This is a genomic window from Pseudomonas sp. KU26590 (assembly GCF_026153515.1).
Taxonomy (GTDB): domain Bacteria; phylum Pseudomonadota; class Gammaproteobacteria; order Pseudomonadales; family Pseudomonadaceae; genus Aquipseudomonas.
Genome location: NZ_CP110644.1, coordinates 3953739 through 3968884, shown reverse-complemented (window position 1 = coordinate 3968884; position 15146 = coordinate 3953739). Strand labels below are relative to the sequence as shown.

14 protein-coding genes and 1 pseudogene are annotated in these 15146 nt (G+C 63.4%); 2 read left to right on the top strand and 13 right to left on the bottom strand.

Annotated features, from left to right (window positions below):
- Window positions 1-203: 203 nt before the first annotated feature.
- The 12 genes and pseudogenes from gspD to OKW98_RS17360 all read right to left on the bottom strand — a co-directional run bounded on the left by gspD (window position 204) and on the right by OKW98_RS17360 (window position 10631).
- Window positions 204-2543 (bottom strand): type II secretion system secretin GspD, encoded by a 2340-nt coding sequence (gene gspD, locus OKW98_RS17415; protein ID WP_265385893.1) that lies wholly within the window; start codon window positions 2541-2543, stop codon window positions 204-206.
- On the bottom strand, window positions 2540-3055 hold the full coding sequence (locus tag OKW98_RS17410; RefSeq protein ID WP_265385892.1) for a general secretion pathway protein GspN: 516 nt from the start codon (window positions 3053-3055) through the stop codon (window positions 2540-2542). Before OKW98_RS17410 ends, gspD begins: the two co-directional genes overlap by 4 nt.
- Before the next feature lie 134 nt (window positions 3056-3189).
- A pseudogene (gene gspM / locus OKW98_RS17405) lies at window positions 3190-3780 on the bottom strand (type II secretion system protein GspM); the annotation flags it as partial.
- The gene (locus OKW98_RS17400) at window positions 3770-4801 is read right to left on the bottom strand and encodes a PilN domain-containing protein (protein ID WP_265385891.1); all 1032 of its coding nucleotides are present in this window, start codon (window positions 4799-4801) and stop codon (window positions 3770-3772) included. The gene OKW98_RS17400 and the pseudogene gspM, both read right to left, overlap by 11 nt.
- Window positions 4798-5526: a type II secretion system protein GspK gene (locus OKW98_RS17395; protein WP_265385890.1), complete on the bottom strand. Its 729-nt coding sequence runs from the start codon at window positions 5524-5526 to the stop codon at window positions 4798-4800. Before OKW98_RS17395 ends, OKW98_RS17400 begins: the two co-directional genes overlap by 4 nt.
- A complete protein-coding gene (locus OKW98_RS17390) occupies window positions 5523-6134 on the bottom strand; it encodes a prepilin-type N-terminal cleavage/methylation domain-containing protein (RefSeq protein WP_265385889.1) in 612 nt (203 codons plus the stop codon). The genes OKW98_RS17395 and OKW98_RS17390 overlap by 4 nt, the downstream gene beginning before the upstream one ends.
- The gene (locus tag OKW98_RS17385) at window positions 6131-6499 is read right to left on the bottom strand and encodes a type II secretion system protein (protein ID WP_265385888.1); all 369 of its coding nucleotides are present in this window, start codon (window positions 6497-6499) and stop codon (window positions 6131-6133) included. The genes OKW98_RS17390 and OKW98_RS17385 overlap by 4 nt, the downstream gene beginning before the upstream one ends.
- The gene (locus OKW98_RS17380) at window positions 6496-6933 is read right to left on the bottom strand and encodes a GspH/FimT family pseudopilin (protein ID WP_265385887.1); all 438 of its coding nucleotides are present in this window, start codon (window positions 6931-6933) and stop codon (window positions 6496-6498) included. Before OKW98_RS17380 ends, OKW98_RS17385 begins: the two co-directional genes overlap by 4 nt.
- 1 nt (window position 6934) lies before the next feature.
- Window positions 6935-7360: a type II secretion system major pseudopilin GspG gene (gene gspG, locus OKW98_RS17375; protein WP_265385886.1), complete on the bottom strand. Its 426-nt coding sequence runs from the start codon at window positions 7358-7360 to the stop codon at window positions 6935-6937.
- A gap of 10 nt (window positions 7361-7370) precedes the next feature.
- The gene (gene gspF, locus OKW98_RS17370) at window positions 7371-8573 is read right to left on the bottom strand and encodes a type II secretion system inner membrane protein GspF (protein WP_265385885.1); all 1203 of its coding nucleotides are present in this window, start codon (window positions 8571-8573) and stop codon (window positions 7371-7373) included.
- A gap of 2 nt (window positions 8574-8575) precedes the next feature.
- A complete protein-coding gene (gene gspE, locus OKW98_RS17365; RefSeq protein ID WP_265385884.1) occupies window positions 8576-10300 on the bottom strand; it encodes a type II secretion system ATPase GspE in 1725 nt (574 codons plus the stop codon).
- Between the two features lie 103 nt (window positions 10301-10403).
- Window positions 10404-10631, bottom strand: coding sequence for a hypothetical protein (locus tag OKW98_RS17360; protein ID WP_265385883.1), 228 nt, complete (start codon window positions 10629-10631; stop codon window positions 10404-10406).
- Window positions 10632-11099: 468 nt separating this feature from the next.
- Here OKW98_RS17360 and OKW98_RS17355 point away from each other — a divergent pair, with 468 nt between their 5' ends.
- On the top strand, window positions 11100-13841 hold the full coding sequence (locus tag OKW98_RS17355; protein WP_265385882.1) for a beta-glucosidase: 2742 nt from the start codon (window positions 11100-11102) through the stop codon (window positions 13839-13841).
- 141 nt (window positions 13842-13982) lie between these two features.
- Here the strand turns inward: OKW98_RS17355 and OKW98_RS17350 are convergent, their stop codons facing one another.
- Window positions 13983-14609: a TetR/AcrR family transcriptional regulator gene (locus OKW98_RS17350; protein WP_265385881.1), complete on the bottom strand. Its 627-nt coding sequence runs from the start codon at window positions 14607-14609 to the stop codon at window positions 13983-13985.
- A 290-nt stretch (window positions 14610-14899) separates the two neighbouring features.
- Here OKW98_RS17350 and OKW98_RS17345 point away from each other — a divergent pair, with 290 nt between their 5' ends.
- Complete coding sequence (locus OKW98_RS17345; protein WP_265385880.1) at window positions 14900-15121, top strand: hypothetical protein; 222 nt, start codon at window positions 14900-14902, stop codon at window positions 15119-15121.
- Window positions 15122-15146: the final 25 nt, after the last annotated feature.

The following is a 15146-nucleotide window of genomic DNA, read 5'->3' as shown; positions in this document are numbered from 1 at the left end:
GGCGTGCACAAAATCCGCAGGAGCCGGCTTGCTGGCGAATGCATTCTCGCGTTGCCGGCCACCCACCTGTAGGAGCGCGCTTGCCCGCGAAGGCGGTGTGTCAGTCAATCGATTCGTCACAGGGACAATGCTTTCGCGGGCAAGCGCGCTCCTACACTGATCTCGGCACCCCGCACAATCTCTGGCGTGCACAAACGATCAAACTACCGGGTACCCATCGGCGGCGTTGGCTTGATCAACTGCAGCTGCTGACGATAGTCATCGGTCACTTGTCGCGCCTGGCTGTTGCTGGTGATGACCCGTGGGGTGATCAGCACGACCAGCTCGGTGCGTTTCTTGCTCTTGACGGTGTTGCCGAACAGCCAGCGCAGGCCCGGGATGCTACCCAGATAAGGCACCGCGGACACGGTGTCGGTGTTGTCCTGTTTGATCAGGCCACCGAGCAAAACCGTCTGGCCGCTCTGCACCGCCACCTGAGTCGACACCGAACGCGTCGAGATCCGCGGGTTGCCGTTGCTGTCGGTGACGTTGTCGTTGGCGTCACTGACCTGCTGCTGAATGTCCATGTACACCAGACCGCCCGGATTGATGCGCGGCGTGACGTCAAGGATGACCCCGGTCTGCACGTATTCAACGCTGCTCAGGGTGGAGGTGGTGGTCGTTGTGTTGACCGTGGTCTGGCTGATCGGGATGTTGTCGCCGACCTGGATCTGCGCCTGCTGGTTGTTCATCACCACCAGCGACGGCGCCGACAGCACCTGCGTCCGACCACTGGTTTCCAGGGCGTGAAGGGCGATCTGCAGGTTATTGCTGACGAACGAATAAAACAGCGAATCGGTGGCGCCAAGGCCTGCGCCACCGCCACCGAGTGCGCCCTGACTGCCGGTGGTGTTCGCGACCGTGGTGCTGCTGGAATTGCCGGCCAGCCGGCCGAGGTACCACTGCACGCCAAGGTCCAGCTCACCGGTCAGGTTCACTTCAAGAATTCGCGTTTCGATCTGCACTTGCATCGGCGCGTTGTCCAGCCGCTTGATGGCGGATTCGATCTCGGCCCATTGCGCCGGGCGCGTGCGGATCAGCAGCTGGTTGCTGCTCTGCTGCGCCGTGATCCGCGTGCTGTCATCCAGACGCTTGCTGGCGCCCGAGCCGCTGGCTGCGGCGTCCGAACTGTCGCCCTGACCGCTGCTGTCGCCGCTGTCTTCGGAGCTTCCGCCGTCCTGCTCCTCTTCACCTTGGGTGCCATTCTGCAAACCGCCATTGCCGCTGCTGTTACCCATGCCAGAGCCCATGCCGCCGCCCAATCCGGAGCTGCCGCTCAGGCCCTGACCGCTGCCGCTCAAGCCGCCGCTGCTGCCGGTGCCAGTGCCGTTGAGCGAGGACAGCGAACGGGTGCGCAGGCCCGGCGCCACCTTGGCCGCGCTGTCTTCCTTGATCTGGCCGTTGCCGTAGATCTGCCGCAGGTATTTGGCGAGATCCGAGGCCTTCATGTTGCGCACGTCGTAGACGTACATCTGCGGCTCGTTGCCGCCGCCTTCATCGATGGTGTGAATCCAGTCACCGACTTCGCTCAGGTAGCGCGGTTGCGAAGAAATCGCCACCACCGAGTTGGTCCGCTCGATGGGCAGAAACTTGACCATACCGGCCAAGGGCATGCCGCTGTCCGGGCCGAACATCTTCTGCAGCTCGGGCATCAACTCGCCGACGCTGGCGCGCTGCAGGCCATACACGGCGATGGACATGCCCTTGAGCCAGTCGACGTCGAACGTATCGATGGTGTCCTGGTAGTTGGCCAGTTCATCCGGCGTACCGGCCAGGCTCAACACGTTGCGCGCCGGATCGACCAGCAGGAACGCATTGTCCCGGGCGAACGGCTTGAGCAGCTTCTGCATCTCGGTGGCCGAGATAAAGTGCAGGGGGAACAACCGCGCCGACAGCCCGGTGGCCGGTCGCGCCACCGGCATCTCCGGCACCAGCTTGCCGGCCACGGCCTGGTTGGCCGGGAGGATCACGTATCGGTCGCCCTGGCGGATCATCGCGTTGTCGGTCCACGACAGCAGCGTTTCGAGGATCGACAGGGCCTGCTGCTTGTTCACCGGTTGCGAGGTGGAGAAGCTGACGTCGCCTTTCACGCCCTGATTGATGCTGTAGTTCTCGTGCAGCAAATCGCCGAGAACGGTGTTGATCACCGCTTCGATGGGCTGATTGGCGAAGTTGAAGGTGATGTCGCCGGCCGGCGCCGACGCGCCTTTCGCACCCGCGCCGCTCTGCGCCGGGACCGAACCGCGCACGAACGTCTGGTTGCCACGAATGATCTGCTGGCGCGCGGGCGCAGGCCTGGCGCCGGGGTTGTTCGGGCTCGGCGCTTCGACCGGATCGCTGACCGGGCCTCGCTGCGAGCCGGTGCCATTGAGTGCTTCCTGCATCAGGGCCGGATCGTTTTCAAAACGTTCCGGAGTGGACGCGCATCCGGCCAGGGCCACGGCGGTGGCCAGGCACAACAACGGGCTGCGCAGACGGGAAAACTCAGGGGTGCGATTGTTCATGGTGTGGGTACGTTTGGAAGAGTAATAGGGGGGACTTTCGACGGCGGCGGAAGGCGCAGCATTGGCAGTCGCAGTTCGCGGGTCTGGCCCTGATGACTGAACGTGGCGTGTTGCGGCGTGACCGAATCCAGGGTCCAGCCATTGTCCAGCGTGCTGCCGACGGCCAGCTTCAGGCGGCGCTTCTGCGGCAGTTGCAGCAGCACCCACTGTGAAGCGCCGTCGATGATCACGGCGCTCAGGCTGATGCCGTCCAGGGACGAGGCCTGGGATTTGCCGGTGACCAGATCAGGCTTGCGGTCCGGGCTGAACATCGATTGCTGCCAGGTCAGGGTGAGTGCCTGGGCCGGCAGCGCAGGCAATGCCGCAGGCCCGGCGGTTGGCGCGGCTTCACGTGCCTCGCCGGCCGGCAACCAGTCGATGTCCTGACCGGCGCCCGTGCTCAGGCTGATGGCGACGGCGGCGAGGACAACAGTGGCAACGCCGAGCGCCAGAGTGAGGGAGTCGAACTTCATGCGTCAGGCTCTTCGGACGGTGTCGGTGGTTCAGATGGATCAGCCAGATCGGATTGCTCAGCGGGGTCAGGCTGCTGTCGTGACTCGGTCGGCGGCTCGTCGGCTGGCGCTTTGGACGGCAGCGCCTTGTGCGGCGCGGCCTGTTGCAGATAACCGCGCAACAGCAGATGCACCTGCAAGCGTCCGGCGCCGCCGCTGGCCGGTGCCGAGGTGGCCCGGCGAATGCTCAGGTTGTCGATAAACAGGAACGGCTGGCCGTATTCCAGTTCGTGCAGCAAACCCACCAGCGGCTCCATGGCGCAGTCCAGGGTCAGGCTGACTTTGACCTGACGATACGGCTCGGCACTGTCGCGCTCGGGGGTGATCGGCATGCGCTGGGTGACCTGGCAACCGGGGCCCTGATCGGCGTGGGCCTTGACCAGATCGAGACTGCGCTGCATCAGATCGGCCGCCACGGCGCTGGGGTCTTCGCCCGGCAACAGGCTGCTGCGGCTCGACGGGTCGCGGCGTGCCGCCTGCAACTGCTGCTCAAGGCTGTCGCGTTGAGCGAGCGCGCCGGCATAGCGTTGCTCCTGGTGGCGCAGGGTGTCGGCCTGGTCCTGCAGGTCGCTCAACGGATCGAGGAACCAGCTTTGCACCAACAGCCACCACGCTGCCCACAGCACCAGGGCCAGGGCGATCAGCGCGGCGCCGCGACGTTCGCGCGGGGTCAGTTCACGGCGCATCGGCGGCCTCCTTGTGCAACTGGGCACGCAGGGAAAAGCGCTCTTTGCCGGTTTGCGCGTCGGGCTGAATGATCCCCTGGAACTGCGCGTCGGTGAGGCTGCGGCAGTCTTTCATGCGGCTGATGAGGGCGCTGGCCTTGGCGCTCTGGCCGCTGATCGACACGCTGCCGCCGTCAGAGATTTCCAGTTGCTCGACCCAAGTGTCGGCACCCAGGCAACCGGTGAGGTCGGCGAGCACGCTGGAGGTGGTTGGCTGCGCGGCCTTTTGCTGGGCCAGGTAACGCGCGGCGCCCTGGGTGTTGATCAGTTCGCGGCGCAGGTTCTGCACGGCTTGCACCTGGCTGCGTTGCTCGTCGACGTGCTGTTGCATCGCTTCGACCTGGGCCGTGCGAGCATCCAGCCAGAGCACCATGCAGGTCAGCAGCAAGGCGCCACAGACCACGGCGAGGACACGCGGCAGGCGCGCGGAACCTGCGGATGCCGGCTTCAGCTCGGCCGGCAGCAGATCGACGTTGAGCCGTTCGCCCTTGGCGTTTCGCGCATCCACGGCATACAGCGAAACACCCTGCTGACGACAGGTGTCGATGATCGGCTGCAAACGCTCGCGCAGCACCGCCACCAGCAGCACCTGGGCCAGGGTTTTGCCCTTGGCGGTGACGCGCGCGACGTATTGCATCTGCTCGCGGGGGTAGGGCGTGTACTTGTCCAGTTCGAAGCCGACCACGCTGTGCAGATCCCGCAGCGCCGCCAGCGGCAGTTGCAGCGGCTGCGCCAGCACCATGCCGGCGGGGAGCATGAGGATCAGCCGCTCGCCGGTCTCGTGTTCAATGTGCTCGGGCAACGGCCAGTCAATCAGCCGCTCACGCACCTGGGGCATCAGCCGTGCGCGGACACTGGCGGGCAGCAGCGCCTGCAACTCCTCGAGCCAGGCCTGCCACAGGTGCTGCGCCGGGCTGTCACGCCACTGACTGCGCACCCGGGCCTGCAAGGGCGCCAGCTGCTGTAAAAGTGATTGCTTCATTCTTGCCAACGCAGAACGCGATACGGTCGCGCTCCCTCCTTCGATGGGTTCAATAACAACGTGACGTTGAGCGTCGTGGTGTAACCACCGGGCAATGTCGCCTGGCTTCGAATACTGATGACCGGGCCTGCGTCTTCGGTCGCCGGCCCCGCTTGCGGCAGACCCAGCGCTTGCCGCAGCCAAGGCGACGTCATGCGGGGATCCGGCGCGCTCAGGCCGCTCCATAACGTGACGTGCGGGCTGGCGCACTGGTACAGCGGCTGGCCGATGCCCGGCAGTTCGCGCACTTCCTCGACCATCCGCAGCGGTGCCCGGCCGCCGCCCCGCCGTTGCTCCAGGCCCTGCGCCACTTGCCGGGCCATGTCCGGATTCGCCCCGCACGCCACCAGCAGGCGGGCGAAGGATTCGGCGGGCGCCGCGTTGAGGTCCAGCTTGCCGGTCTCGCTGCCCAGGCTGACCGCCAGCGCGGCATCATCAAAACGCAATTCGTGGGGCTGATTGTCGGCTTTCCAGTGCCGCTCCGGGTCGCGGTCCAGCTGCGCCAGCACCGCCATGCCGATGCCGGCTTCTGCAGAGAGCACCGCCTGGGTGTGCTGGCGCTGCCACAGCGCCTGACGATTCTGCAGATGCACCCAGCCGAGCAAACCGGCGAGCAGGGTACTGAGCAACGCCAGCACCCACAACACCAGCAGCAGCGCGACGCCCTTTTGCCGACGGACGTTCATAAGGTGTGCGCCTCGCCGGACAGGTCCAGGCGCAGATTGATGCTTTGCAACGGCCACGGCACGGGGCCGGCCAGTTGCGCGTCGATGCGCACGCTGATGGGTAATCGTCCCGGCCACGGCCAGTGATCCAGCCACGCCGTTGATTCACCGGTGGGGGACACACCGCGGTAGCTCAGTTGCAGCGAGCGCACGTCATGCAACAGCACCTGCGGCTCTTCGGCCGGCAGCAAAGCCTGACCGCGTAACCGCTCCAGGCTGATCTGCAACCGCTGACCGGCCGCCAGCGTCACGCTGTGCCGGTACAAACCGCCGCCCAGGGTGGCGGGCAGCGGCGCATAGAAACTCAGGGTCTGGGCGTCACCCTCGAAGACTGGCGCCTGGCCGGGCTCGGATCCGCCGGCCGCCAGTGGCAACGCCTGGCCGATGGCGTTGCGCAGAAAATTCTGGGTCGAACGAATTTCGTCGAGCCGCGTGCTGTAACGCTCGGCCTTGGCCATGGCACGGTTGGCCCCGGTGATCGCGGCGCCGACCATGGTCAGCAGCACGCCGAGCAGGCTCAGCACCACCAACACTTCGAGCAAGGTAAAACCCTGAGCGCTGCGCTTCATTGCGCAGCACCTGAGGCAGCGCTGCGCACCTGGAGGCTGCTGTAATGGGCGCGGCGCGCGCCGTCGCTCACTTGCAGATCCAGTCGCCACGCCGTCGCCGGGTTGTTGCCCCGGGGCAGGGCGCTGACATCCATCTGCCAGTTCACGCCGCTCCAGCGACCTTCAGTCCGGCCCGGCTGCAAGCGACCGGCGCTGGCTTCATCGATGAGCGAGCGCGCCGCCAGGCTCAGCCGGTCGCTGCGTTGCGCCTGTTGCAAAGCCCGCGCGCTCTGCCCGAACGCTACTACCAGCACGCTGCTGCACACCGCCAGCACGGCCAGGGCAGCGAGCATTTCCAGTAATGTGAAACCGCGCTGACGCGTCAATTGAGCGTGCGCAACTGAACGTTGCCGGTCAGCCAGTTGATGTCCACGCGCCAGTGTTTGTCGCCCCGAGCCAGCAGCAGATGGCCGCCGCTGGAACCGCCGTCGGGGTAGAACTCGAACGCCGGGCCCAGGCCGTCAGCGGTCTGCAGTTGCACGCGCATGTCGGTAGGCAGTTGCACCGGCTTCAGGTGCGGGCCCTGTAGGCGGCCGTGGCGCAGGTCAAAGCGCGTCTGCGCCGGTTGCCCGGTGACGATCGCCTGCACCCGCGCGGCGCGCAGGGACTGCACCACTTCGCTCAACGCGCGACGTTCACTGGCTGCCTGCAAACCCCGACCCACGCCGAAGCTCACCAGGCCGACGCTGATGCCGATCAGAACGATCACCACCAGCAATTCGAACAGGGTGAAGCCGCGGGCGCGGGGCAGGGCGTGCATGTTATTCCCAGTTACCGATGTCGGCCTTGTAGCCTTCACCGCCAGGCTGGCCGTCCTGACCGTAGAAGATCAGGTCAAAGCTGCCGTGCTCGCCCGGGTAGCGGTAGCCGAACGCATGGCCGAACGGGTCTTTCAGGTCCGAAGGCTTGGCATACGGCCCGGCCCAACCGGTGGCGTTGGCTGGCTTGGTGACCAGCTGCTGCAGATTGGCCGGCGGCGTGCCGACATCCAGGCCGTAGCTTTCGACCTTCATGCCAAGGCTGGCGAGTTGTGCCTTGCCGGCGCCGTATTTGCCCTTGTCGACGTTGCCGCCCACCTGACGCACGACGATGGTGGCGACGATGCCCAGCAGCACGATGACCGCGAGCATTTCCAGCAGGGTGAAACCGCCCTGGCGACGGCCTTGGGCAGCGTTGAATCGGGACATGTTTATTTCCTCAAATGTTACTGGTAAGGCTCATCAGCGGCAGCATGATGGCGAGCATGATCACCGCCACCATCACCGCCATGACAACGGTCAGGCTCGGCACCAGCGCCGCGAGCAGACGGTCGATGCCGCGCTTGGCTTCGACGTCGAACACGTCGGCGACCTTGAGCAGCATGCCGTCCAGATTGCCGGCCTGTTCGCCGACTTCGATCATCTGCAGCGCCAGTTCAGGCAGCAGCGGTTGCTCGCCGAACGCCTGGGCCAGCGTACCGCCACCCTTGACCCACTCGGTGGCCTGCTCGACCTGCGCACGCAGGGCGTAGTTGCCGCACACCTGACGGACGATGGTCATCGCCTGCAACAGCGCGACGCCGTTGCTCAGCAGCGTGCCGAGGGTGCGCGCCAGACGCGCGGCCTCGATCCGCTGCAACAGCGGGCCGATGACTTTGATAAAGAGCAGGCGCCGGTCATGACGCTGGCGCCGTTGCGGATCGCGGCGCAGCACGGCGACGGTCCAGATCAGCCCGACGATGGCGCCGAGCAGCAGCAATCCGTAGGCGCTGAGAAATTCACCCAGCCACAGAATCGCCTGGGTGATGAAAGGGATCGGTACGCCCAGGTCGCGAAAGATCGGCACGAACTGCGGCACCACGTAGGCCAGCAGCAGGGCCAGCGAACCGAGCACGCCGACCACCAGAAAGATCGGGTAGATCAGCGCATTGATGACTTCGCCGCGCAGCATCTGGCTGCGCTCCAGGTATTCGCTGAGCTGACGCAAGGTGTTTTCCAGGGACCCGCCGGCTTCGCCTGCGCGGACCATGCTGATGTACAGGCTGGAAAACTGGCCGTGCTCTTCTTCCAGCGCCTGACTCAACGGCTTACCGGCCTTGACCTGTTCACGAATCCGTTCGAGCAGCGCCTGGCGCTTGGGCTCGTGGGTCTGCTTGAGGAGGATGGTCAGCGCGCGTTCCAGCGGCTGGCCGGCACCGAGCAGGGTCGCCAGTTGCTGGGTGAAGCTCACCAGCGCCGCGCCGTTCATGGCGCCACGGCGCATGGCCGCGCGCAGGCCGCTGTTGGCACTGGCTTCGAGGCTGAGCAGCAACAGGCCGCGCTTGTGCAGCGCTGCTGTGGCCGCGGTCTGATCCGCCGCTTCGAGGGTGCCGTGTTGGGCGACGCCGTCGGCGTCCAGTGCGCGGTATTTGAAATGGGCCATGGTCAGTCGCCACGCGTAACGCGCAGCACCTCTTCAAGGGACGTCACACCGGCCACCGCCTGGCGCAGGCCTTCTTCATATAAAGTGCGCAGTCCACCACGGCGGGCAGCCTGTTCCAGCGTCGAGGCATCGGCCTGACGCATCAGCAAGCCGCGCAGTTCTTCGTTCATGACCAGCAATTCGGTGATGGCGCTACGGCCGTGATAACCGCCGCCGGGCAACTCGCTGGCGGGGCGATACAGGGTAATCGGGCGCTGATCGGTAAAGCGATCCAGACCGTGTTCGGCGACGAGTTCCGCCGGTGCTTCGAAGGCGATGCGCGTGAGCGGATCGAGCCTGCGCACCAGGCGCTGGGCCAGAATGCCTTTGACGGTGGAGGCGATCAGGTAGCTTTCGACGCCCATGTCCAGCAGCCGCGTGATACTCGCGGCGGCACTGTTGGTGTGCAGGGTCGAGAGCACAAGGTGACCGGTCAGGGACGATTGAATGGCGATGCGGCAAGTTTCCAGGTCGCGCATCTCACCAATCATGATCACGTCCGGGTCTTGCCGGACAATGGAGCGCAGGGCACCGGCGAAGTCCAGGCCGATGGCCGGCTTGACCTGAATCTGGTTGATGCCCTCAAGCTGGTACTCGACCGGGTCTTCAACGGTGATGATCTTGCGCTCGGCGGTGTTGAGCCGTGACAGCGCGGTGTACAGCGTGGTGGTCTTGCCGGAACCGGTGGGGCCGGTGACCAGCAGAATGCCGTGGGGGTTTTCCAGCACGTCGAGGAAATTCTGCAGACGCTCGCCGTCCATGCCCAGGCTGGGAAAGTCGAAACTGACGGTCTGCCGGTCCAGCAGACGCATCACCACCGATTCACCAAAACTGGTGGGCACCGTACTTACCCGCAGGTCCAGCTCTTTGCCCTGGATACGCAGCATGATGCGGCCGTCCTGGGGCAGGCGCCGCTCGGCGATGTCCAGCCGCGCCATGATCTTCAGTCGCGAAATGATTGCCGCCGAAGAGCTGGAAGGCGGTGCTTCCGCTTCGTGGAGCACGCCGTCAATGCGGTAACGCACTTTCAGCTGGCTTTCAAACGGCTCGATATGAATGTCCGAGGCGCGTTGCTCGACGGCACGTTGCAGGATCAGGTTGACCAGTCGAATGACCGGTGCCTCGGACGCGAGGTCCTTTAGATGCTCGATGTCTTCTTCGGCGCCGCCGTGCTCATCGAGGGTCTCGATCAGCGAGCCCATGGCCGAACGGCCCTGGCCGTAATAACGCTCGATCAGCCCGTCGACTTCACTGCCAGCACCGACCGACACATACACCGGCGCCTGGCAGGCGTAGGCCACGGCGTCCAGCCCGTAGGCATTGCCCGGGTTGGCCGCCAATACATGCACGCCATCGGCATGGGCGCCGATGGGCAGCAGGCGATAGTGCCGCAGGAAGCGTTCGCTCAACTCTGGCAAAGGCTCGCCGGACAACGTCACGTGTTCCGCCAGCAGCAACGGCGCTTGTAGCGTCGAAGCCCATGCCTTGGCCAGGTCCAGTTCGGACACCAGCCCCAGGCGCGTCAGCAATTCAGTCAGCGAACTGCCTTCGGATTCCTGGGCCAGTCGCTGTGCCCGCTCCAGATCACCTGTCTTGAGCCCGGCATTGGCCAACAGCCACGCACACAGCGCTTCGGCCGAGTGCGCGGTGAGTTGTTGGCTATTGATGGGGGACAGATGAGTGGACACAGCACCGGTTCAAATAAGAGAGGCCTCTGACGAGACCTCTGGGGTGTGAATTAACAATGTGGAATAACAGTATGCTGCTTAACCACAACTAAACGGCAGTGCGTTAGTTTGTCGCGGACGAAGTTTTAGCGGTCGGACGGCCACGCTTGCTTTCATCAGGCTGATTCTGTTTGGTGGATTTCTTCGCGGCTTTTGCATCTTGCGTCTGGGTCATGACGGTAGAATCTGCTGCGCCGGAAACAGTTTCCTGAGTGTCGGAATCAGCGGCCATTGTTGCAGTTGCAAACGACAGGGTCAGTGCGGCGATGGCGCCCAGTACTGGCAGTTTCATGTTAAGTTTCTCCAATGTTTGTCATGTGTTTGAAATGATCGCAACGCTGGGCTTCAGCGCAGGTTCGCTGCCTTCCCCTGGGATCTTGCCCAGTGTTTACGGGGGTTAAGGCGGCGATACGTGAAAATTGCTAAACCTACAGACCTGTAGGTTTAGCAAGAGTTCAGCGGATGTATCAAAAAATGTCGCGTTTGTTGAAGATTGATTATTTTGTTTGACATCAACTGAAAACAATTGCCTTAATTTAAACGTCTCGGGCAATGCTCGTGCGGTTCGGTGGCTCATCGCCATTAACGTTAGTTACATAAGATCATATTGCCCCCGCTTTTCGTGTTGTTGTGACGCCACTTTTCCGTCGCCGAGGTTCTTTCGAGAAACTTTGGTGCAGGTCGGATAATGCCTGAGATAAAGGCCTGTGGCGTGTCAACTGCGACAAAAGAGCGCGGGCGATACTTGGAGAGCGTCCCCATGCAAAAACGTAAATCTTTCGGTGCCCACTCGGCACTGGCTTTGTTGAGCCTGGCCATCGGCCACGCCAACGCAGCCGACACCACGACCCAAGAGCAACTGGCGGCCAAGGAACTGCGCGCTGACAAAGCAGCAGAAAAAACCCTGGCGAAAATGACTCAGGAAGAAAAGCTGAACTACATCGGCGGGATCGGCGGCTGGGACGTCAAGCCGCTCACCCAGTACGGCGTACCGCAGATCCACGGCGCCGACGGCGGCGCGGGCGTCCGTTACGTCAGCGAAGGCAATGATCCGGGCGTGGTCTATCCGTCCGGCCCGAACCTGGCGGCCACCTTCAACCCGCGTCGCGCCATCGACTTCGGTCGCGCACTGGGCTATGACACCGCCAGCGGCGGCTACCAGTTCGTCACCGGTCCCGGCATGAACCTGTACCGCATGCCGTGGAGCGGCCGTGCCTTCGAATACCTCTCCGGTGAAGACCCGTTCCTCGGCGCCAGCCTGGGTCCTGCGGTGATCAACGGTATTCAGCAGCGTCGCGTCTGGGCGGAAGCCAAGCACTACGCCGGCAACGACCAGGAAACCAACCGTTTCATCCTCAACCAGATCATGCCTGAGCGCGTCCTGCGTGAGATGACCCTGCCGCCGTTCGAATCTGCCACCAAGAACAGCGCCGTGGCGATGATGATGTGCTCGTTCCAGAAAGTGAACGGCGAGTACGCCTGTGAGAACAAGCACCTGATCGCCGATATCCTGAAGAAGGAATGGGGCTTCAAGGGCCTGGTACAGAGCGACTACAACGCCGTTGTCGACGGCCTGCCAGCGGCACAAGCCGGCACCGACCTGGACATGATGGGCTACCAGATGAACAGTACGGTGCTCAAGCCGTACCTGGACAGCGGCGAGCTGGACATGGCGACCATCGACGACAAGGTCCGCCGCATCCTGAAGAACATCTACCTGTACCAGTTCGACAAGTTTGCACCGCTGACCACGCACAACATGAACAGCGCCACCAGCAACAAGGTCGCTCTGAACATCGCCCGCGAAGGTATCGTGCTGCTGAAAAACCAGGGCGACGTGCTGCCGCTGGACAAGAACAAGGTCAAGCGCATCGCCGTCGTTGGCGACCTGGCCAAGTACGCGCCGCCGACCGGTTTCGGCAGTGCTCACGTTGACGCCATGCGTTACATCAGTGAGCTGAGCGGCCTGCGTCAGATCGCCCCGGGCGCCAAGGTCGAGTTCCTCGACACCCTGTCCCTCGATCCGACGGCGATGCACTGGACCACCACCGACAGCAAAGGCAATAGCGTTGCTGGCATGAAGACCGAGTACTTCACCAACGCCACCTGGTCCGGTGACCCGTCGGCCACCCAGATCGACACCTACGTCAATCTGGACTGGGACACTGACACCGTGCCGAGCAACGGCGACACCGCCAATACTTCGATTCGCTGGAGCGGTCAGGTCACCCCGACCATCAGCGGCGACCAGGTCTTCAAAGTCCGTGCCGACGGCGCTGTGCGTCTGTGGGTCAACGGCGAGAAGATCATCGACAACGGCGACGGTGAGAACATCACCAACAAGAGCATTCCGCCGACCATCCCTGTTTCCGGCAAAATCAAGCTGGAAGCCGGCAAGGCCTACGACGTGAAGCTTGAGTACTCGCGCCGTGACGGTTACCTGGCGTCCTTGGGCGGCCTGGTGGGCGTGCAATTGTCGACCGCTTCGCTGACCGCGCCTTCTGACCTGTCGCAATACGACGCCGTCGTGGTTGCCGTGGGTAACAGCTCGGAATACGAAGGTGAAGGTTTCGACCACAGCTTCGATCTGCCTGAGTACCAGAACGAGCTGATCCAGAGTATCGCCAAGGCCAACCCGAACACCGTGGTGACCATGCACGGCGGCACCGCGCTGAAAATGGGCGACTGGATCGACCAGGTTCCGGCCGCGCTGCACGCGTTCTACCCGGGCCAGAACGGTGGTCAGGCCCTGGCCGAGATCCTGTTCGGCAAGGTCAACCCGTCGGGCAAGCTGCCGATCAGTATCGAGCGCAACATCGAAGACAATCCGCTGTATAAGGATTTCCCGAACTTCGATAACACCCGCACCAAGGTCAAGGAAATCACCTACGCTCACGACCTGACCATGCTCGGCTACCGCGGCTACGACAAAACCGGCACCAAACCGCTGTTCGCGTTCGGTCACGGCCTGTCGTACACCCAGTTCACCTACAACAACATCTCGGTCACCCCGGGCGTTGCAGTGGCCAACACGCCGATCAAGGTCTCGTTCGACCTGACCAACAGCGGCAAGCGTGCCGGTTCCGAAGTTGCCGAGCTGTACGTCGGCCAGCAGAACCCGACAGTCGAGCGCGCCGTCAAAGAGCTGAAAGGCTACAAGAAGGTGTTCCTGCAGCCGGGCGAAACCCGTCGCGTCACCATCGAACTCAACGACCGTTCGCTGGCGTACTTCGACGAGGCAAGCAAGCAGTGGGTGGTCGATGCTGACACCTTCAACATCAGCCTGGGCGCGGCCTCCGACGACATCCGTCTGAACGCCAAGCTGGTCAACTCTTTCCGTCAGGAACTGTCGACCACCACCAGCAACCCGCTGCCACGTTCGGCGCTGAACTCGGTCAAAGTGACCTTGCCAGCAGTGAAGACCGGCGGTGTGCTTGATCAGACCGAAAGCACCGACGCAGCCAATGGCAGCACGGACTACGACGGCAACACCGAGTACTGATTGATCACAACGGGAAAGGGCTGAAACACTGGCCGGCGTCGGGAATTGATCCTGGCGCTGGCCGAGGCCTGAACCGGGTGACAACCAGAGCTTGAGAGACAGAGAGTGAGGCGATCCGGCCAGCCCGGATCGCCTCATTTTTTATGCGCGGATATCGCGCTCGACCTGCGCCATGTAGCTGTCGAAACGCTGCACCAGATCCACTTTCTCAGGGAAGCGCAGCCATTGCAGCTGCAGCCCGTCCATCATCGCCAGAATCTGGTGAATGAGCGCGTCCAGATCCACATCCCCACGCACTTCGCCGGTGGCCACCAGATGGTCGAGCCGCGCGCGCATGCGCCCGTGAATCGTCACGTAGCGGGACTGAAACCACTCCCACCCCGGATGACTGTCCACCAGGCTCTCAGCGTTGAGCATGCTGAAGGCGCGAATCACGCCGGGCGCCGTCGCGTTGGAACGGTTGATCTGCCGCAGGCCGCTGACGAAGCCCTGCAGCGTCGGCTCGCTGTGCAGGCTGCTTATCACCTTGCCATTGACCTCGTCGCGGCGGGCCAGCACCCCCATCAGCAGGGCCACCTTGTTGGGGAAGTGATGCAGCACCCCGGCCACCGAGATACCGACGATGTCGGCGATGCGGGCAATGGAGGCACCGGTGTAGCCCTCCAGTGAAAACAGTTGCAATGCGGCGTCGAGCAGCTCTTCGCGGCGTTTTTCACCCTTGGGTGCGCGACGGGTGCGGGGGAGTGTGTCTGACGTATTTCCTGTCATCGGGTTTACCTGGCGTCTCCATGATTTGCAGGTGGTGTGGCGGTTCAGCAGGCCCGCCGCCACGCCGGGTTGCGTGGAAGCAAAGGGCACCAGGGGCATGGCAAGTGGTCGCGGGCGCTGAGACGGCAGGGTCTGTTTAAGGGCGTAACCGGTTTTTGGCAAGCGAAAACTGATATTCAGCATCGACGGCAGGGCAGGACCACCGTTCGGATGGGGCCTGTTTAGAAAGTGGGAACTCCCGCAGTGCGCACCCCTCCTTTGAAGTAACTGCCATGCAAGGAGGATCCACAGTGAACGACCAAACCCATCCAGGAATTGCCTATCTGATCGAATGCGCCGGGGAGACGAATATTGATTCGCGGCTGTTTGCCATTTATGAGGCGCTGGCCGAGGCAGGCGGGCTCATACCCCAGGAGTATTTGATCAAGGTGGCGCGCGAGACCTCGGCAGGTCCCAAGCAGCAGTTACTGATCAGACTGATCGGCAGGGCCAGTCGCGCGCAGGTTTATTGATCGAACCGGGCAGGCGACTGTGCCA

Bases quoted from the DNA above. Each gene is read 5' to 3' on its own strand.
- OKW98_RS17380 (WP_265385887.1), bottom strand. From the start codon at position 6,933: ATGCACGCCCTGCCCCGCGCCCGCGGCTTCACCCTGTTCGAATTGCTG.
- OKW98_RS17390 (WP_265385889.1), bottom strand. From the start codon at position 6,134: ATGAAGCGCAGCGCTCAGGGTTTTACCTTGCTCGAAGTGTTGGTGGTG.
- OKW98_RS17355 (WP_265385882.1), top strand. From the start codon at position 11,100: ATGCAAAAACGTAAATCTTTCGGTGCCCACTCGGCACTGGCTTTGTTG.
- gspF (WP_265385885.1), bottom strand. From the start codon at position 8,573: ATGGCCCATTTCAAATACCGCGCACTGGACGCCGACGGCGTCGCCCAA.
- OKW98_RS17400 (WP_265385891.1), bottom strand. From the start codon at position 4,801: ATGAAGCAATCACTTTTACAGCAGCTGGCGCCCTTGCAGGCCCGGGTG.
- OKW98_RS17395 (WP_265385890.1), bottom strand. From the start codon at position 5,526: ATGAACGTCCGTCGGCAAAAGGGCGTCGCGCTGCTGCTGGTGTTGTGG.
- gspD (WP_265385893.1), bottom strand. From the start codon at position 2,543: ATGAACAATCGCACCCCTGAGTTTTCCCGTCTGCGCAGCCCGTTGTTG.
- OKW98_RS17360 (WP_265385883.1), bottom strand. From the start codon at position 10,631: ATGAAACTGCCAGTACTGGGCGCCATCGCCGCACTGACCCTGTCGTTT.
- OKW98_RS17350 (WP_265385881.1), bottom strand. From the start codon at position 14,609: ATGACAGGAAATACGTCAGACACACTCCCCCGCACCCGTCGCGCACCC.
- gspG (WP_265385886.1), bottom strand. From the start codon at position 7,360: ATGTCCCGATTCAACGCTGCCCAAGGCCGTCGCCAGGGCGGTTTCACC.
- OKW98_RS17410 (WP_265385892.1), bottom strand. From the start codon at position 3,055: ATGAAGTTCGACTCCCTCACTCTGGCGCTCGGCGTTGCCACTGTTGTC.